The sequence below is a fragment of the Pantoea sp. RG18 genome (assembly GCF_025910075.1).
GTDB classification, from domain to species: Bacteria; Pseudomonadota; Gammaproteobacteria; order Enterobacterales; family Enterobacteriaceae; genus Pantoea; species Pantoea agglomerans.
The window spans coordinates 778,354-795,319 of sequence record NZ_JAPCIL010000002.1; the positions used below are offsets into that span (position 1 = coordinate 778,354).

The window sequence follows — 16,966 nt, forward strand, 5'->3', positions numbered from 1 at the left end:
GGCATTTAATGCCCTCTGTTCTTTTACAGGGCCTCAGAATGGGGCGGGAGAGCAGAATGCGTAACACGATTAACTTTGCCGGTTTTAGCGATCTGCCGGTGATCGGTCAGGGCACCTGGTATATGGGTGAAAACCCGGCGCAGCGGGCTGATGAAGTCGCTGCATTGCAGGCGGGTCTTGAGTGCGGCTTACAGCTTATCGATACTGCAGAAATGTATGCAGATGGCGGAGCTGAAGAGGTGGTCGGACAGGCACTGCTGGGCCGTCGCGACCGGGCGCTGCTGGTCTCCAAAGTTTATCCGTGGAATGCGGGCGAAGTGGATGCCATTGCAGCCTGTGAGCGCAGCCTGCGCCGTCTGCAAACCGATTATCTCGATCTCTACCTGTTGCACTGGCGCGGCAATATTCCGCTGGAAGAGACACTGCGCGCCATGGAACGCCTGCAGCAGCAGGGCAAAATTCGTTACTGGGGCGTATCGAATTTCGATACCGACGATATGGCTGAACTGTGGGATGAAGAGAAGGGCGAGGCCTGCGCGACCAATCAGGTGCTCTATCATCTGGCTTCACGCGGCATTGAATTTGATCTGCTGCCGGCATGTCAGCAGCGTGGCGTACCGGTAATGGCCTACTGTCCGCTGGCCCAGGCCGGGCGGCTACGTGACTCACTCTTCACCGATCCGCAGCTGACTCAGATTGCACAGCAGAAGGGCATCAGCGTGGCGCAATTACTGCTGGCCTGGGTGATTCGTCAGCCAGGGGTGATTGCCATTCCTAAAGCCAGTTCAGTGGCCCACGTTCAGGAAAATGCGGCGGCGCTGGAGGTGGAACTGACCGATGAGGATTTGCAGCTCATCGATCGCGCCTGGCCAGCGCCACAGCATAAGTTGCCGCTGGATATTGTTTAGCCGTTAACGTTATCGCTGGCTGCGGCTCTCTTTTTGAGGCGGAACGTCGTGGCCAGCCGTGCTGGCTTTTCACCCGCGCTGCGTAACGGTTTACTGATACGCGCCGTCTCCACACAGACCATGGTCTTATAGCCCTCATTCGCCATATCCGTCATGCTGCAGGAGAGTTCCACACCCGGATTCCACGTGACAACGTCACTATGATGATGGTGGTACACCTCGATCTGCCGCTCGCCCGCAGTATCATTAATCACTGAGCAATCTTCTGCTGCGGTAAAGATACGGTCGATGCGTCCAGGATAACGCTGTTTGCCGTCGCTGCTGGCCACCTCGCCGTTATTCACTTTGTCGATATAGCTATTGCCCAGACCCGAGACTTCCACACCGTTGATGTCGCTGACGGTAAAGTAGCTGTGCAGAGCCGCCGTCGCTTCAAAGTCACCATAGGCTTCCAGCTCAATCTCACAATGCTGGCCCAGACGGAAGCGGGCAATCAGGGTGAATTCATGCGGCCAGAGCTTCAGCGTCTGAGGGTTGCTCTCCAGCACCAGCGTCAGCATGACGCCCTCTTCATTTTCATCATGCGCCGTGAGCTTCCACGGCTGAACCCGCGCAAAGCCGTGTGCCGGTTCGCCCGCCGGGCCGAACCACGGCCAGCAGATCGGAACGCCGCCACGAATCGCCTTACCCGGTGCAAAGAGACTCTTATCACTCAGCCAGAGTACCGGCTTTTCGCCGCTGGGTTGCCAGGCGATGAGGTGCGCGCCCTGAAGCGTAATGGCTGCCCGCACTTTAGGGTGACTCACAACAATGGCGGGGAGTTCACCTATCTGGCGCTGGGTGAGGTAAGGGGAGATCTGCGTGACCACCGGCAGAGAAAACAGTTTATCTTGCATGTTCGATTCCTTCCTGAGCGGATCAAAAAAAGGGCGACCGAAGTCGCCCTTATTCTCAATGATGTCTGGCTGCCTTATTTAGCAGAAACCAGTGCAATCAGGTCGAGAACTTTGTTTGAGTAGCCAGTTTCGTTGTCGTACCAGGAAACCAGTTTCACAAAGTTGTCGTTCAGCGCGATACCGGCTTTAGCGTCAAACACTGAAGTCAGGATTTCGCCGTTGAAGTCGGTAGAAACCACGTCATCTTCAACGTAGCCCAGAACGTCTTTCATCTCACCTTCTGCAGCCGCTTTAATTGCAGCACAGATTTCTTTGTAAGAAGCCGCTTTTTCCAGACGCACGGTCAGGTCAACAACGGAAACGTTAGGGGTTGGTACGCGGAATGCCATACCGGTCAGTTTGCCGTTCAGCTCTGGCAGAACTTTACCAACGGCTTTAGCTGCGCCAGTTGATGAAGGAATGATGTTCTGCGATGCGCCGCGGCCGCCGCGCCAGTCTTTATGAGACGGGCCATCAACGGTTTTCTGAGTAGCAGTGGTGGCGTGAACGGTCGTCATCAGACCTTCAACGATGCCAAATTTGTCGTTGATCACTTTTGCCAGCGGTGCCAGGCAGTTAGTGGTACAGGATGCGTTAGACACGATATCCTGGCCATCATATTTGTCGAAGTTTGCACCACGAACAAACATTGGGGTGTCATCTTTAGATGGACCGGTCAGAACGACTTTCTTAGCACCTGCGGTGATGTGTTTACGCGCGGTTTCGTCGGTCAGGAAGATACCGGTTGCTTCAGCAACAACGTCAACGCCTACTTCATCCCACTTCAGGTTGGCCGGATCACGTTCAGCGGTAACACGGATTTTTTTACCGTTAACCACCAGTGCGCCATCCTGAACTTCTACTGTGCCGTCGAAACGACCGTGAGTAGAGTCATACTTCAGCATGTACGCCATGTAATCCGCGTCCAGCAGGTCGTTGATAGCAACGATTTCGATGTCAGAACGCTTTTGAGCAGCACGGAAAACGATGCGACCGATACGGCCGAAACCGTTGATACCTACTTTGATAGTCATATATTCCACCAGCTATTGGTTAGTGAATAAAAGGTTGCCTGTAAAATTACAAAAACCTTACCAGGCGTCAAGCGGAATCGTGTCAATTGTTGCGACAAATCAATTCGCCTGAAAGGAATTATTCGATGCGCAACCGCTTGCGCGCCGCCAATGATATCGCGCTTCGTTGAATCAATCGCCGAATATATAGGGGTGCTCCGGATAAAAGGTGATCGATGTCACAAATCCGCTTAGCAGAGAGCAGGCTGAAAGGGTGAGCACAAAAAAAGACCCGGGTTATGTTGATCATTTGTTAGAATAATAGTCGAATTTTTCAGAATGGCACTGCCCGGAATCCTAAAATGGCTAAAGACACCGCACCCGAAGCAAAAATTGCACAGTTGACTGAAATGCAACGCTACGTCACTCAGCAACGCGGAACGGAACCGCCTTACAGCGGCGCACTGCTGCACAACAAGCAGGAAGGGATCTACCACTGTCTGATCTGTGAGGCGCCACTTTTTCTCTCTGAGACGAAGTATGACTCGGGCTGTGGCTGGCCCAGTTTCTACCAGCCGGTTAGTGATGATGCGATTCGCTATATTGAAGATGATTCACACGGCATGCAGCGTATTGAGATCCGCTGTGGCAGCTGCGATGCGCACCTGGGACATGTCTTCCCTGACGGCCCGCAGCCGACCGGCGAACGCTATTGTGTTAACTCCGCCTCGCTGAATTTCACCGACGAGCAGGGCGAACAGACCAAAGGGTAAAGGCGATGAAGGAACAGCTTGAAGCAATGCTTGCATCGATGACGCCTGAAGTCTATCAGCGTCTTGCCACGGCGGTTGAGATTGGTAAGTGGCCGGATGGCGTGGCACTGACTCAGGAGCAGCGCGACAATTGCCTGCAGCTGGTCATGATGTGGCAGGCGCGGCACAACGACGCGCCGCAGCACATGACCATCGGCAAAGGTGGCGAAATGGTGATGAAGTCGAAAAAAGAGCTCAAAGAAGAGTTTGGAATTGACCCTGACGTGACCCGCATCCATCTGCATTAAAAAGAGCTGGCGTCATGCCAGCTCCATTTTAAATCAGAATCGCGCCCTGAGCGGTCATCTGGGCAAAGGCAATTTCGCTGTCTTCGGGATTCAGATTGACGCCCCGGCAGCCCTCTTTAACCACCTCAACGTGATAACCCAGCTCCAGCGCATCCAGCACGCTATATTTTACGCAGTAATCCGTCGCCAGTCCCAGCATCACCAGATGGGTGATCCCACGCTCACGCAGCCAGCTGTCCAGCTCGGTCTGACGGCGATGGCCATTGTCAAAAAAGGCGCTATAGCTATCGACATCCTGATCCTGGCCCTTATGGAACGTCGCATCGAACAGTGAGCGATCGAGACCCGGATGAAAATCAGCGCCAGTTGAGCCCTGAATGCCGTGATCGGGCCACCAGATCTGGGCCAGACCATTTAACTCGCCCAGCGTGTAGACCGGCTCGCCGGAAACCGAGGCAAAGCTGCCGTGATCGGCCGGATGCCAGTCCTGCAGCGCCAGTACGCATTCACCGTTTTCACGGAACAGTCGCGCATAACGATTTGCCACCTCGACCGTATGGTCACCCTCATGGACTGCCATCGGGCCGCCGGGGCAAAAATCGTTCTGAATATCAATAATGATGAGTGCCCGCTTCATTACATATCGCTCCGTTTCAGTCTTCAGTCAGTTCGCCGCGCAAATTCTGCTGCATTCTGGCACGGATTTGATCGGCCGAAAGATCCTGGCTGAGTAAAAAGTGTAGCTTTGTCAGCGCCGCTTCCACGGTGAGGTCAAATCCGCTGATGACACCAGCATGTTCCAGCGCATTGCCGGTAGCGTATCCGCCCATATTCACTTTGCCGGAAATACACTGGGTAAGATTTACCACCACGATGCCACGCTCGCTGGCCTGCTGCAATTCTGCCAGAAATTCCTTGTTCTGCGGTGCATTACCCACACCATAGGAGCGCAGGATCAATGCTTTGACTGGCTGACGCAGAAAGTTACGCACAACGTCGGCTGAAATGCCGGGATAGATGGTGACCACACCGATGGGCTGAGGCGTAATGGTGTGAACCTTCAGTTCGCCCTGACCGGCTGGGGCTGGCGGTGTATTGAGGCGACGAATATGAATGCCCGCTTCCAGCAGCGCAGAGAGGTTGGGCGAAGCAAAGGCGTTGAAGCCGTCTGCATGTGCCTTGGTGGTCCGGTTACCGCGATAGAGCGTGTTATTGAAAAACAGCGACACTTCGCTGATCGGATAGTTGGCCGCCACATAGAGCGAATTTAAGAGATTCTGCTGACCATCTGAACGTAACTCCGCTAACGGAATCTGCGAGCCCGTGACGATAACCGGCTTGGCCAGATTTTCCAGCATAAAGGAGAGTGCTGAGGCGGTAAATGCCATGGTGTCGGTGCCATGCAGGATCACAAAACCATCATAGCGATCGTAGTTCTGACGGATATCTTCTGCGATAGACTGCCAGTCCTGCGGGGTCATGTCGGAAGAGTCGATCAGCGGCTGATACTCATGAATAGTGAAATCAGGCATTTCAGGGCGGTGGAACTCCGGCATGTTAGCCAGCTGTTGCTGCAGGTGTCCGGAGACCGGAATATAACCCTGCGCCGAACGCTGCATACCGATCGTCCCGCCAGTGTAGGCTACGTAGATGTTTTTCTTTTGCATTAGAGAACTCAGACTCGCCATAAAACGCGCAGTATAAGGGGAATAGCGGGGAAAAGCAGCCCGACCAGCGGCCGGGCTGCGAGGTTTATCGCACTTCGCCGCAGTTCAGGCAGAATGCATAACGGTTCTGAGGATCGTTCTGCTTGTCGAACAGACCAGGCTGGGCTTTCATAGCACTCATCACATCCAGCATCGGTGCTGGCAGCCAGGCTTTCAGCGTATCAGGCAGGACAGCCTGCACCGACGCGTTCATCTGGCTCAGCATCATATCCAGGAAGCTTGGGTCATCCTGATACCAGCTCAGCTGCGGATTACTGACTTTCGCCAGCTCGCCCGCCTTCTTCACGGCATCATCGAAGTCACCCAGTGCATCAACCAGACCATTGGCTTTCGCATCGCTGCCGGTCCAGACGTGGCCCTGTGCAATGGCATCAATCTGCTCTGGCGTTTTATGACGTGACTTCGCCACCAGACCGACAAAGTTGCGGTAGCCATTTTCGATGGTCAGCTGCATCAGTTGCTGAACTTCCGTTGGCAGCGCTTTGGTGGTTGAGATATCCGCCAGCGGTGAGGTCGCAACACCGTCGGTGTGCACGCCAATACTGTCCAGGCTGTTCTCCAGCGTATTGATCACGCCGAAGATGCCAATCGAGCCAGTCAGCGTGCTGGGGTTCGCCACAATGTAGCTGGCAGGCGTTGAGATCCAGTAACCGCCAGACGCCGCCATGCCTCCCATCGAGACCACAATCGGCTTACCGGCCGCCTGCGCTGCCGCCAGCTCTTCACGAATCGCTTCCGAGGCGGTGACGCTGCCACCCGGGCTATTCACCCGCAGAATAATCGCTTTGATTTTCGGATCGAGACGCGCATCGCGGATCTGTGCCGCCGTCGTGTCGCCACCGACGTTGCCCGGCGTCTCTTCACCATCCATGATGGCACCGCTGGCCATGACTACCGCGATGTTGCCATCCTGCTGCGTGGAGGTGGTTTTCACGCTGTAGTCATAGATGCTGACGCTACGGTAATCGTTGCTCTGCTTATCCAGACCAAAGGTTTTTACCAGCTCCTGATCGGCTGCCGCACGTGAACCCAGGGCATCGACCAGCTTGTTATCCAGCGCATATTGCGCGGTATCGCCTTTCACGGCGTTTAATCCGGCAATAATCGCAGCAGCACCGGGGAAGAGTTGCTCCGGCGTAATCTGGCGGTTCGCTGCCACGGTGTTCAGGTAGTTCTGCCACAGCTGACCGACCCAGCGGCTGTCAGCATCCCGTGCGGCAGGGGACATGTCGTCACGTAGGAACGGCTCAACCGCTGATTTGTAGGTCCCAACACGGAAGACGTGTGAGGTGACTTTCAGCTTCTCGAGCAGGGTTTTGTAATAGAGTCCGTTGGTGGCGAAACCATGCAGATCTACGGTGCCCTGTGGTGACAGATAGATTTTGGTGGCGTAGCTGGCAAGGTAATACTGCGCCTGGCTGTAGCTGTCGCCGAGTGCATAAATCGGCTTGCCGCTGTCGCGGAATTCGCGCAGCGCTTTACCCACATATTGCAGTGAAGGCTGATCGCCACCGGCAAATTCGCGTAAATCGAGCACCATGCCTTTAATGTTGCTGTCATCTTTTGCCTGACGAATAGCGTCGACCACATCAAACAGCGAATTTTCCTGTAAACGGTCACTGCTGGCACCCAGCAGCTGGCGGCCAATTTTGCTCAGACGGTTGCTTACCGACGGTTTATCCACCAGCACGCCGCTGATATCCACTTTCAGTGCGCCTTGCTGAATCGGCGCTGAACTGCCGCCCGACCCGCTGACCTGCAGCCAGATCCCTACACCCACCACAATCAACAAAATCAGGAAAATATTCAGAATAAATTCCCTGATAAAATTCAGTACCCGCCAGCTCCAGCGGAACAGACCTGCAATTATTCGCCACAATGTGCGCATCAGACTCTCCATAAATATGTAGCAGGAAGTGGCCGCCGCGCGGACCAGACTTCCCCGACGAGCTCATCCTAAAGAGCGGCGTGTTAAAAGTCAGCAGGAAATCACTGCGCACTGTTACAAAAAATCTGCCTGTGCCAGGATAACTGCAACATTACAGAGATCGGGAGAGAAACATGGACGCACTGGAATTACTGGTCAACCGACGTTCGGCCTCACGCCTGACTGAGCCGGCACCTGCGGGTGACGCACTGGAAAATATCCTGCGGGCTGGCATGCGCGCCCCGGATCACGGCACGCTGCAACCCTGGCGCTTTATCATTGTGGAAAATGAGGGGCGCGACCGTCTGAGCCAGCTGCTGGAGCAGGCAGCACGCGATAAACAGCTGGATGAAAAGGCGATTAACAAAGCGAGCCAGTCACCGTTTCGCGCACCGATGATCATTACGGTGGTGGCACATTGTGAAGAGCACCACAAAGTGCCGCGCTGGGAGCAGATCGCCTCGGCAAGCTGTGCAGTGATGGCCATGCAGATGGCGGCCGTCGCTCAGGGTTACAACGGTATCTGGCGCAGTGGTCCCTGGACCGATGACGAGCAGGTACGCCAGGGGTTTGGCTGCCGCGAACAGGATGCCATCGTCGGCTTTCTCTATCTGGGCACCCCGCAACTGAAATCCAGCACCACGGTGCTCCCACCTGACACGGCGCCTTTCGTCCGTTACTTCTGACTACAATGCTTGTCCGGTTCCGGCAGGGTGCATTTCAGCCCTGCTTTTTGCACGGTTCCTGTGCGAACGATCGCTAACGCCGCGCATCACACTTACGCCAGCGGGCCTGCCAGGCTAACATAGACCCAGTATTCAAACCGACAGCGGACAACCGGTTATCACTGCGTTCCCCCTGATGTTAAGGATTACCTGATTCAATGCGTTTGTTTATTGCGGAAAAACCGAGCCTGGGGCGTGCTATCGCAGATGTGCTGCCGAAACCGCATCGACGCGGTGATGGATTCATTGCCTGCGGCAACGATCAGATCGTCACCTGGTGTGTAGGCCATCTTCTGGAGCAGGCGCAACCCGACAGTTATGACAGCCGTTATGCGCGCTGGTCGCTGGCGGATTTACCTATCATTCCGGATAAATGGCAGCTAAAGCCGCGTCCCTCGGTCGCTAAGCAGCTGAAAGTGGTTGAGGGCTTGCTGGCGCAGGCGAATGAAGTGGTGCACGCCGGTGACCCGGATCGGGAAGGGCAGTTGCTGGTGGATGAGGTGCTCGACTACCTGAACCTGCCGGCTGAAAAACGCAGCAAGGTGCAGCGCTGTCTGATTAACGACCTCAATCCTCAGGCGGTGGATCGGGCAGTGAACCGCCTGCGTGAAAATCGCGAGTTTATTCCGTTGTGCGTCTCGGCGCTGGCCCGCGCCCGGGCGGACTGGCTCTATGGCATTAACATGACCCGCGCCTGGACGCTGCTGGGACGCAATGCAGGCTATGATGGCGTACTGTCGGTGGGCCGGGTGCAGACGCCGGTGCTTGGGCTGGTGGTCCGGCGCGATGAAGAGATCGAGAACTTCGTGCCGAAAGATTACTTCGAAGTGAAAGCGCACATCCTTACGCCCGACGGCGCCCGATTTATCGCCAGCTGGATCCCCAGTGAAGCCTGTGAACCGTGGCAGGATGAAGAGGGCCGCCTGCTCAAACGCGCACTGGCCGAGCATGTGGTGGCGCGTATCACGGGCCAGCCGGCGATCGTCACTGCTTACAGCGATAAGCGCGAAAATGAGGTGGCGCCGCTGCCCTTTTCCTTATCCAGCCTGCAGATCGAGGCCGCTAAACGTTACGGGCTGAGTGCGCAGACGGTGCTGGATACCTGCCAACGGCTTTATGAAACCCATAAACTGATTACCTATCCCCGTTCGGACAGCCGCTATCTGCCTGAAGAGCATTTTGCCGGTCGTCATGCGGTGTTAAAGGCGATACAGGCGCATCAGTCACAGCTGACCCCACCGGCAGATTTCGATGCCGATCGCAGAAATCGCTGCTGGGATGATAAAAAAGTGGATGCCCACCACGCAATTATTCCAACGGCCCGTTCCAGCGCGGTGAAGCTCAGTGAAAACGAGCAGCATATCTATGAACTGGTGGCGCGCCAGTATCTGATGCAGTTCTGCCCGGATGCGGTATTCCGCAAATGTGTCATCGATCTCGATATTGCCGGCGGAAAATTCGTGGCGAAAGCGCGCTTCCTGGCGGAAGCGGGCTGGCGTGCGCTGCTGGGCAACAAAGAGCGGGATGAAGAGAACGACGGCATGCCGTTGCCGGTGGTAGCGAAAGGGGATGAGCTGCTGTGTGAGCGCGGAGAGGTGCTGGCGAAGCAAACCCAGCCGCCACGCCCGTTTACCGATGCCACCATTCTTTCTGCAATGACCGGCATTGCCCGTTTCGTTCAGGATAAAGAATTAAAGAAAGTACTGCGTGCGACCGATGGTTTAGGAACGGAAGCCACACGCGCCGGCATTATCGAATTACTGTTTCGTCGTGGCTTCCTGGTGAAGAAGGGCCGCTATATCAATTCTACAGATGCCGGACGCGCCCTGATCCACTCCCTGCCCGATCTGGCAGCACGCCCGGATATGACGGCGCAGTGGGAATCGACACTGACGCGTATCAGCGAAAAGGCCTGCCGCTATGATGAATTCATGCAGCCGCTGGTGCAGACCTTAACCGGTCTGATCCAGCAGGCGCGACAGCAGCCTGCGGCGCATGCATTTCGGGGATTACCGTCCACCGGACAGAAACGTCCGGTGCGCAAAACCAGGCGTAAAGTGAAGGAGACGGAATGAGGCGTTATTCAGTATTACTGGTCGTGGCCCTGTCGCTGGCGACCAGCGTGGCGCAGGCCAACAGTCGTTATCAGTCGATGCCACAGCAGGGCAGCAACGGTGGCAACACCGATGTCGTGGTGGATATGCCACCCGAGGTATGGACACAGGCAGAGAGACGTCAGCCAGACTGTCTCCGCTGCTGTATCTTTGAGAACCGTAACTACACGGAAGGCGCGGTGGTGAAATCAGAGGGGGTGTTGCTGCAATGTACCCGTGATGAACACTCCATCGGCACCAATAACCTGATCTGGAAAATAGTGAAATAGCCGTCGCGTGGCGCTCTGCCACGCGACCGTCAGTTAAAAGCGGAAGGTTGACCAGATGGGCGCGTGGTCAGACGGTTTTTCCATGCCCCGGATCTCATAATCAATGCCGGTCTCAACGCAGTGCGACGCCAGGGTTTTGCTCGCCAGCACCAGATCGATGCGTAACCCGCGATTATCATCAAACCCTTTCGAACGGTAATCGAACCAGGAAAAGCGATCCGCCACCTCCGGATTGTGCTCACGCCAGGTATCAACCAGTCCCCAGCCCAGCAGGCGGTCCATCCACTCGCGCTCTTCCGGCAGGAAGGAGCATTTGCCGGTGCGCAGCCAGCGCTTGCGGCTCTCCTCACCAATACCAATATCCCGATCGGTGCTGCTGATATTCATGTCGCCCATAATCAGAACCGGCTTATCAGCAGGCAGATCCTCGGTCAGCAGACGTTGCAGATCGCGATAGAATTTCTCTTTAGCCGGAAACTTGGTGGGATGGTCGCGGCTCTCGCCCTGCGGAAAATAGCCGTTAATTACCGTGATGTCGCCAATCGGGCTGGGAAGTTCCGCGATGATCAGGCGGCGCTGGGATTCTTCGTCATCACCCGGGAAACCCCGGCTCACTGACACTGGCTCAGCTTTGGTTAACAGGGCAACACCGTAGTGACCTTTCTGTCCATGATAGAAGACGTGATAGCCGAGCTTTGACACCTCTTCCAGCGGGAACATGTCGTCATGGACCTTGGTTTCCTGCAGACCGATAACATCGGGCTGATGCTGTTCGACAAGTGCCTGAAGCTGATGCGGGCGGGCACGCAACCCATTGATGTTAAATGAAACAAATTTCATGAGATCGACCGTTGTTCAGAAATGTCAGGCGGAGATGGTAGCGATTTTTGCTGAAAAAGTCATGGCGGAACAGGCTGAGATTGTGTGAAAGCGGGCAGGAATGTGGGGGCGAACAGGAAGCTTAGGTATTATTTTGGGGATGGTGTGCAACATACGAGATGGTGGTGGGAGAAGGATTATTCGGCGCGTTGCGCCTCACCCTGCGGGCCGCGCTGAAGCGCGTTGTCTCGCGATGCTCGACCCGAACCTTAATCGAAGGTTCTCATCCCTCTCCCCGCAGAACAGGAAGCTTAGGTATTATTTTGGGGATGATGTGCAGCATACGAGATGGTGGTGGGAGAAGGATTATTCGGCGCGTTGCGCCTCACCCTGCGGGCCGCGCTGAAGCGCGTTGTCTCGCGATGCTCGACCCGAACCTTGATCGAAGGTTCTCATCCCTCTCCCCGCAGAACAGGAAGCTTAGGTATTATTTTGGGGATGGTGTGCAACATGCGAGATGGTGGTGGGAGAAGGATTCGAACCTTCGAAGTCTGTGACGGCAGATTTACAGTCTGCTCCCTTTGGCCGCTCGGGAATCCCACCTGGGATAGTGATGTGGCTTAAGATGATTCAGATTCAGATGGTGGTGGGAGAAGGATTCGAACCTTCGAAGTCTGTGACGGCAGATTTACAGTCTGCTCCCTTTGGCCGCTCGGGAATCCCACCATGGCCTGAATCTTTCTCTCTTAAAGCGGGGCGCATCATACCAAATGCGATAAGGGTGTAAAGCGCCCACTGGCAAAACCGCAACTGTTTGCCCACTTTTTACGCGTAGCGCTGAATCTGCAGACAATTCAGCGCACTGGCTGATTAAAGAATAATCGTGCGGTTGCCGTAAACGAACACGCGCTGCCCCAGCACTTTATACAGTGCGTTGCTCAGGACATTCTTTTCTACGTCGCGACCGGCGCGCATCATCTCATCGGCGGTGTAGCTGTGATCAACGTTTATCACATCCTGCATGATGATTGGGCCTTCATCGAGATTGTCGTTCACATAGTGCGCGGTGGCACCGATGATCTTCACGCCACGTTCATAAGCCTGATGATAGGGACGGGCACCGATAAAGGCGGGCAGGAAGGAGTGGTGAATATTGATAATCTGGTTCGGATAACGCTGCACAAAGGCGGGCGTCAGGACGCGCATATATTTCGCCAGCACCACGTAATCGGGCTGATAGCGGTCAATCTCTTCCACCATGCGGTTATCGTGCTCTTCCCGCGTCAGTCCCTCATGGCTCACCAGCACAAAGGGAATGTCAAAACGCTCAACCAGCGAACGCAGGGTGTCGTGGTTACCCACTACCGCCGCAATTTCCATATCCAGGCCGCCAAACGCGCTCTTCATTAACAGATCGCCCAGGCAATGCGCCTCTTTAGTGACCAGAATCACCACGCGGCGACGACCGGCGCTGTGCAGTTCCCGGACTGAACCCTGGGGCAGGGCGCTGTCGAGGTCGGCGAGCAGGGTGTTGTCGTTGAAGATCCCTTCCAGTTCGGTACGCATGAAAAAACGCCCGGTGCGATGATCAACAAACTCATTGTTCTGCACGATATTAAGTTCGTGCTTGTAACAAATATTGGTGATTTTGGCGATCAGACCTTTTGCATCGGGACAAATGGTTCGTAAAACTTTTCTTTGCATGGTTTGCGCTTGCATCTCAATCAGAGTCCTGTCAAAGCATTAGGGGTAAAACCGCTGGGGTAGCCGTCAGCTTAACCACAACATTTTTTGTATTTTTTTTCACTGCCGCACGGGCAGCGATCGTTACGCCCCACGGGCGGTGCTGTACCGTCAACATAGTACCAGCGTTGATCCTCGCGAAGAAAGCGTGAACATTCATGAATGGCCTGAATGTTGGTTTTCTCGCGGTATCGCGCAAAAAAGGTAACGAAAGCTTCGTTCTCATGGCTTCCATGATTACAACGGGTTACATTCAGGCTGAGCCAGTCGGTTCCTGGAAAACTTTCAGATAAAAGCCCTGACAGCGCCGGATGACGCTTCTCAGGATGCCAGGTCGCAACCAGATAGTCCGCATTATGCTGAACATAAGCGCAATAACGGGATCGCATAAGTTGTTCAGCTGTAACAGGAATCTGGTTACCCTGAAGAAAGGGCTCGCAACATACGCTATACTGCTCTCCGCTACAACATGGGCAGGTTTCTGACACATTATCTCCCGGGAATGATGGGTCGGTTTTACAAGCGCGCTATGTTAGCTGACCCCGTGTTGTGATGCTACGTATTGACGGCAGGACCAGATAGAAATGAGAAAGGTAAAAATTGGATTGGCTCTGGGTTCTGGAGCGGCCAAAGGATGGGCGCATATCGGCGTGATCAACGCGCTGGAGCGTGCAGGTATTGAGATCGACGTCGTTGCGGGCTGCTCTGTCGGGGCATTAGTGGGATCTGCCTATGTGAATAACCGCCTGCCGCTGATGGAAAAATGGGTCAGTGCATTTCGCTACTGGGATGTTATTCGCCTGATGGATGTCTCCTGGCAGCGTGGCGGACTGCTGCGCGGTGAGCGGGTCTTTAGCCATGTTCGTCAGCTGATCCCCAATGACACGATAGAGCACTGTCATAAACCCTTTGGCGTGGTGGCGACCAACCTCAGTACCGGTCGTGAACTCTGGCTGACAGAGGGCGATCTGCATCAGGCAGTACGCGCTTCATGCAGTATGCCAGGTTTATTACCGCCGGTGGGCTACAATGGGTATTGGCTGGTGGATGGTGCCGTAGTCAACCCGGTGCCGATTTCACTTACCCGTGCCCTGGGGGCAGACATTGTTATCGCCGTTGACTTGCAGCATGACGCGCATTTAATGCAGCAGGATCTCTTTTCCGTGACACCACAGAATAGCGAAGAAGAAGCCGCCGCAGCGGCATTGAGTTGGGGTGGGAAGCTGCGTCAGCGTCTGGTGAATTTCAGCCAGCGCCGTGCGTCTCAGTCACCTGGCGCGATGGAGATTATGTCCACCTCTATCCAGGTGCTGGAAAATCGCCTGAAGCGGAATCGCATGGCAGGCGATCCGCCCGATGTTTTGATTCAGCCGGTCTGTCCGCAAATTTCGACGCTGGACTTTCATCGTGCTGAGGAAGCCATTGAAGCTGGCAAGGCCGCCGTAGAGAAGAAAATGGATGAACTATTACCACTGGTCCGTGGCAGATAATCAGGTTGTTCATTCAAAGCGGTGACTTCAGCCAATTCTTAAAGGCGCAACTGCGTTTTATGAACCACTATTGAAATATCTGGTACGCAGGGGGAAAGAATGGAAAAACCACTACTCGGCAAAAAGATACTCATTGTCGAAGATGAGGCTGTTTTCCGTTCGTTGCTGGACCAATTTTTGTTATCGATGGGTGCTGTGACGTTACAAGCGGAAGATGGTCTGGAAGCAATTGCACAACTACAACAGCATACTGTCGACCTGATTATCTGCGATCTGGAAATGCCCCGCATGAGCGGCATCCAGTTCGTTGAGCACATTCGTACCCGCGGCAACATCGTGCCGATTTTAATCATCTCAGCTACCGAGAACATGTCGGATATTGCGCATGTATTGCGTCTTGGGGTGCAGGATGTGCTGCTTAAACCACTTAAAAACTTTGAGCGCTTCCGTGAAGCGGTCTATGAGTGTCTCTATCCCTCTATGTTCACTTCGAAAGTGGAAGAGGATGAACAACTGTTCCAGGACTGGGATGCGCTGGTTCGTGATCCTAAAGCGGCTGCCAAGCTGCTCAAGCAACTCCAGCCACCGGTGCAGCAGACTATTGCCAACTGCCGGGTTAACTATCGTCAGCTGACGATGGCCGAGCAGCCTGGGCTGGTGCTTGATATCGCGGCGCTCTCCGATAAAGATCTGGCGTTCTACTGTCTGGACGTGACCCGTGCCGGTGATAATGGCGTGCTGGCAGCGCTGCTGCTGCGGGCGCTGTTCAATGGCCTGCTGCAGGAGCAACTGACCGGGCAGAAACAGCGTCTGCCCGAGCTCAATGGGCTGCTCAGACAGGTCAATCTGTTACTGCGCCAGGCGAACCTGAGCGGCCAGTTCCCGTTACTGGTTGGGTACTATCATCGCGGATTAAAGAACTTAATTCTGGTTTCGGCCGGATTGAACGCCACACTTCATGTTCATGCCCATCAGATTCAGCTCAGCAATGGTGTCCCCCTTGGCACTATGGGCAGCACCCATCTTAACCAGATCAGTCAGCGCGCAGAAAACTGGCAATGCCACGTCTGGGGCGCGGGCGGGCGCATTCGGCTGATGCTATCGACGGAAGAATAAGCCGTAAAAACAGAGGAATTCTGGCGCTGAGGACAGGGCCAGAGTTTAGCTTTACAGTTGGGTAATAGTCTTAATTTCGACGGTTTGGTGCCTTCCAGGATAAATCCGTTCGATACTAACTGATATACTCATTTCCGATTTTAAACCGACATATCAAGTATTAACTTGAACGGCCTATAAGAGAGGTATCTTAATGTCTGCCAATAATACCAAAGTAAAAAAAGCGGTAATCCCGGTAGCGGGTTTGGGTACGCGTATGCTCCCGGCTACCAAAGCGATTCCTAAAGAAATGTTACCGCTGGTTGATAAGCCGTTAATCCAGTATGTCGTTAACGAGTGTATCGCTGCTGGCATCAACGAAATTGTGCTGGTAACGCATTCATCAAAAAATGCCATCGAAAACCACTTTGATACCAGCTTCGAACTGGAATCAATGCTGGAAAAACGCGTTAAGCGTCAGCTGCTGGATGAAATCCAGTCAATCTGCCCGCCACACGTCACCATCATGCAGGTTCGTCAGGGCATCGCTAAAGGTCTGGGTCACGCTGTAATGTGTGCACACCCACTGATCGGTGATGAGCCGTTTGCGGTTATCCTGCCAGACGTCATCATCGACGAATATGAATCTAACCCAACCAAAGATAACCTGGCAGAGATGCTGAGCCGTTATGAAGAGTCTGGCCGCAGCCAGATCATGGTTGAGCCGGTTGCCGATGTGACTGCATACGGTGTTGTCGATTGCCAGGGCGCAGAACTGAACCCAGGCGACAGCGCACCGATGGTCGGTGTGGTTGAGAAGCCTAAAGCGTCAGAATCCCCATCAAACCTGGCCGTTGTAGGTCGTTATGTTCTCTCTTCAGAGATCTGGCCACTGCTGGCTAAAACGCCTCCAGGTGCAGGCGGCGAAGTTCAGCTGACTGACTCCATTGCGATGCTGATGGAAAAAGAGACAGTTGAAGCATATCACCTGAAAGGCGTCAGCCATGACTGTGGTAACAAACTGGGCTACATGCAGGCTTTCGTTGAGTACGGTGTTCGTCATCCGGTATTGGGCAAAGATTTTTCTGAATGGCTCGATGGCGCAGTTGGCAACAAAAAGTAATTCATAAACACAGGATAA

General features: G+C 54.4%; 17 protein-coding genes, 2 tRNA genes and 2 other RNA genes. 9 read left to right on the forward strand and 12 right to left on the reverse strand.

Annotation, left to right across the window (positions count from 1 at the left end; all coding sequences use genetic code 11):
• Positions 1 to 56 precede the first annotated feature (56 nt).
• A complete protein-coding gene (locus tag OK409_RS04040) occupies positions 57 to 908 on the forward strand; it encodes an aldo/keto reductase (protein WP_264366787.1) in 852 nt (283 codons plus the stop codon).
• On the opposite strand, the gene OK409_RS04045 is transcribed toward OK409_RS04040, so the two are convergent.
• On the reverse strand, positions 905 to 1,804 hold the full coding sequence (locus OK409_RS04045; protein WP_223565400.1) for a D-hexose-6-phosphate mutarotase: 900 nt from the start codon (positions 1,802 to 1,804) through the stop codon (positions 905 to 907). The genes OK409_RS04040 and OK409_RS04045 overlap by 4 nt on opposite strands.
• A 74-nt stretch (positions 1,805 to 1,878) precedes the next feature.
• Positions 1,879 to 2,877: a glyceraldehyde-3-phosphate dehydrogenase gene (gene gapA / locus OK409_RS04050; protein WP_003852747.1), complete on the reverse strand. Its 999-nt coding sequence runs from the start codon at positions 2,875 to 2,877 to the stop codon at positions 1,879 to 1,881.
• Positions 2,878 to 3,218: 341 nt separating this feature from the next.
• On the opposite strand from gapA, the gene msrB reads away from it, so the two are divergent.
• Positions 3,219 to 3,629, forward strand: a complete 411-nt coding sequence (msrB, locus tag OK409_RS04055; RefSeq protein ID WP_010670269.1) for a peptide-methionine (R)-S-oxide reductase MsrB — start codon at positions 3,219 to 3,221, stop codon at positions 3,627 to 3,629.
• Between the two features lie 5 nt (positions 3,630 to 3,634).
• On the forward strand, positions 3,635 to 3,916 hold the full coding sequence (locus OK409_RS04060) for a YeaC family protein (protein ID WP_003852750.1): 282 nt from the start codon (positions 3,635 to 3,637) through the stop codon (positions 3,914 to 3,916).
• Between the two features lie 28 nt (positions 3,917 to 3,944).
• Here OK409_RS04060 and pncA read toward each other — a convergent pair whose 3' ends face one another.
• From pncA to sppA, 3 genes are all read right to left on the reverse strand, one after another.
• On the reverse strand, positions 3,945 to 4,553 hold the full coding sequence (gene pncA / locus OK409_RS04065; RefSeq protein ID WP_122458357.1) for a bifunctional nicotinamidase/pyrazinamidase: 609 nt from the start codon (positions 4,551 to 4,553) through the stop codon (positions 3,945 to 3,947).
• Positions 4,554 to 4,569: 16 nt separating this feature from the next.
• Positions 4,570 to 5,583 (reverse strand): asparaginase, encoded by a 1,014-nt coding sequence (ansA, locus tag OK409_RS04070; RefSeq protein ID WP_010260629.1) that lies wholly within the window; start codon positions 5,581 to 5,583, stop codon positions 4,570 to 4,572.
• Between the two features lie 85 nt (positions 5,584 to 5,668).
• Positions 5,669 to 7,531 carry a signal peptide peptidase SppA gene (sppA, locus tag OK409_RS04075; protein WP_264366788.1) on the reverse strand — a complete coding sequence of 621 codons (1,863 nt, stop codon included), beginning with the start codon at positions 7,529 to 7,531 and terminating at the stop codon, positions 5,669 to 5,671.
• Positions 7,532 to 7,704: 173 nt separating this feature from the next.
• Here sppA and OK409_RS04080 point away from each other — a divergent pair, with 173 nt between their 5' ends.
• The 3 genes from OK409_RS04080 to OK409_RS04090 all read left to right on the forward strand — a co-directional run bounded on the left by OK409_RS04080 (position 7,705) and on the right by OK409_RS04090 (position 10,678).
• Entirely contained in the window at positions 7,705 to 8,256 is a 552-nt protein-coding gene (locus OK409_RS04080; protein WP_031592757.1) for an NAD(P)H nitroreductase, read from the forward strand.
• A 197-nt stretch (positions 8,257 to 8,453) separates the two neighbouring features.
• Positions 8,454 to 10,370 (forward strand): DNA topoisomerase III, encoded by a 1,917-nt coding sequence (locus OK409_RS04085; protein ID WP_264366789.1) that lies wholly within the window; start codon positions 8,454 to 8,456, stop codon positions 10,368 to 10,370.
• Entirely contained in the window at positions 10,367 to 10,678 is a 312-nt protein-coding gene (locus OK409_RS04090) for a DUF1496 domain-containing protein (protein WP_089414137.1), read from the forward strand. Before OK409_RS04085 ends, OK409_RS04090 begins: the two co-directional genes overlap by 4 nt.
• A 33-nt stretch (positions 10,679 to 10,711) precedes the next feature.
• Here the strand turns inward: OK409_RS04090 and xthA are convergent, their stop codons facing one another.
• The 7 genes from xthA to OK409_RS04125 all read right to left on the reverse strand — a co-directional run bounded on the left by xthA (position 10,712) and on the right by OK409_RS04125 (position 13,728).
• Positions 10,712 to 11,518 carry an exodeoxyribonuclease III gene (xthA, locus tag OK409_RS04095; RefSeq protein ID WP_010260640.1) on the reverse strand — a complete coding sequence of 269 codons (807 nt, stop codon included), beginning with the start codon at positions 11,516 to 11,518 and terminating at the stop codon, positions 10,712 to 10,714.
• Positions 11,519 to 11,677: 159 nt separating this feature from the next.
• Positions 11,678 to 11,805: non-coding RNA, RtT sRNA (locus OK409_RS04100), on the reverse strand.
• Between the two features lie 41 nt (positions 11,806 to 11,846).
• A non-coding RNA gene (locus OK409_RS04105) (RtT sRNA) lies at positions 11,847 to 11,974 on the reverse strand.
• Positions 11,975 to 12,015: 41 nt separating this feature from the next.
• Positions 12,016 to 12,100 (reverse strand) — tRNA-Tyr (locus OK409_RS04110).
• 38 nt (positions 12,101 to 12,138) lie between these two features.
• A tRNA-Tyr gene (locus OK409_RS04115) sits at positions 12,139 to 12,223 on the reverse strand.
• A gap of 144 nt (positions 12,224 to 12,367) precedes the next feature.
• Entirely contained in the window at positions 12,368 to 13,216 is an 849-nt protein-coding gene (gene purU, locus OK409_RS04120) for a formyltetrahydrofolate deformylase (RefSeq protein ID WP_003852258.1), read from the reverse strand.
• A 56-nt stretch (positions 13,217 to 13,272) separates the two neighbouring features.
• Entirely contained in the window at positions 13,273 to 13,728 is a 456-nt protein-coding gene (locus tag OK409_RS04125) for a YchJ family protein (RefSeq protein WP_029519106.1), read from the reverse strand.
• Between the two features lie 96 nt (positions 13,729 to 13,824).
• On the opposite strand from OK409_RS04125, the gene rssA reads away from it, so the two are divergent.
• The 3 genes from rssA (at position 13,825) to galU (ending at position 16,948) form a co-directional block, all read left to right on the forward strand.
• Complete coding sequence (gene rssA, locus OK409_RS04130) at positions 13,825 to 14,730, forward strand: patatin-like phospholipase RssA (protein ID WP_010244341.1); 906 nt, start codon at positions 13,825 to 13,827, stop codon at positions 14,728 to 14,730.
• Positions 14,731 to 14,829: 99 nt separating this feature from the next.
• Positions 14,830 to 15,846, forward strand: coding sequence for a two-component system response regulator RssB (gene rssB, locus OK409_RS04135; protein WP_010244345.1), 1,017 nt, complete (start codon positions 14,830 to 14,832; stop codon positions 15,844 to 15,846).
• A 193-nt stretch (positions 15,847 to 16,039) separates the two neighbouring features.
• Entirely contained in the window at positions 16,040 to 16,948 is a 909-nt protein-coding gene (gene galU / locus OK409_RS04140) for a UTP--glucose-1-phosphate uridylyltransferase GalU (RefSeq protein ID WP_008925296.1), read from the forward strand.
• Positions 16,949 to 16,966: the final 18 nt, after the last annotated feature.

What these genes read in the sequence shown, in the direction of transcription:
- OK409_RS04040 (WP_264366787.1), top strand. Translation starts at nt 57, where the DNA reads ATGCGTAACACGATTAACTTTGCCGGTTTTAGCGATCTGCCGGTGATC.
- OK409_RS04045 (WP_223565400.1), bottom strand. Translation starts at nt 1,804, where the DNA reads ATGCAAGATAAACTGTTTTCTCTGCCGGTGGTCACGCAGATCTCCCCT.
- gapA (WP_003852747.1), bottom strand. Translation starts at nt 2,877, where the DNA reads ATGACTATCAAAGTAGGTATCAACGGTTTCGGCCGTATCGGTCGCATC.
- msrB (WP_010670269.1), top strand. Translation starts at nt 3,219, where the DNA reads ATGGCTAAAGACACCGCACCCGAAGCAAAAATTGCACAGTTGACTGAA.
- OK409_RS04060 (WP_003852750.1), top strand. Translation starts at nt 3,635, where the DNA reads ATGAAGGAACAGCTTGAAGCAATGCTTGCATCGATGACGCCTGAAGTC.
- pncA (WP_122458357.1), bottom strand. Translation starts at nt 4,553, where the DNA reads ATGAAGCGGGCACTCATCATTATTGATATTCAGAACGATTTTTGCCCC.
- ansA (WP_010260629.1), bottom strand. Translation starts at nt 5,583, where the DNA reads ATGCAAAAGAAAAACATCTACGTAGCCTACACTGGCGGGACGATCGGT.
- sppA (WP_264366788.1), bottom strand. Translation starts at nt 7,531, where the DNA reads ATGCGCACATTGTGGCGAATAATTGCAGGTCTGTTCCGCTGGAGCTGG.
- OK409_RS04080 (WP_031592757.1), top strand. Translation starts at nt 7,705, where the DNA reads ATGGACGCACTGGAATTACTGGTCAACCGACGTTCGGCCTCACGCCTG.
- OK409_RS04085 (WP_264366789.1), top strand. Translation starts at nt 8,454, where the DNA reads ATGCGTTTGTTTATTGCGGAAAAACCGAGCCTGGGGCGTGCTATCGCA.
- OK409_RS04090 (WP_089414137.1), top strand. Translation starts at nt 10,367, where the DNA reads ATGAGGCGTTATTCAGTATTACTGGTCGTGGCCCTGTCGCTGGCGACC.
- xthA (WP_010260640.1), bottom strand. Translation starts at nt 11,518, where the DNA reads ATGAAATTTGTTTCATTTAACATCAATGGGTTGCGTGCCCGCCCGCAT.
- purU (WP_003852258.1), bottom strand. Translation starts at nt 13,216, where the DNA reads ATGCAAGCGCAAACCATGCAAAGAAAAGTTTTACGAACCATTTGTCCC.
- rssA (WP_010244341.1), top strand. Translation starts at nt 13,825, where the DNA reads ATGAGAAAGGTAAAAATTGGATTGGCTCTGGGTTCTGGAGCGGCCAAA.
- rssB (WP_010244345.1), top strand. Translation starts at nt 14,830, where the DNA reads ATGGAAAAACCACTACTCGGCAAAAAGATACTCATTGTCGAAGATGAG.
- galU (WP_008925296.1), top strand. Translation starts at nt 16,040, where the DNA reads ATGTCTGCCAATAATACCAAAGTAAAAAAAGCGGTAATCCCGGTAGCG.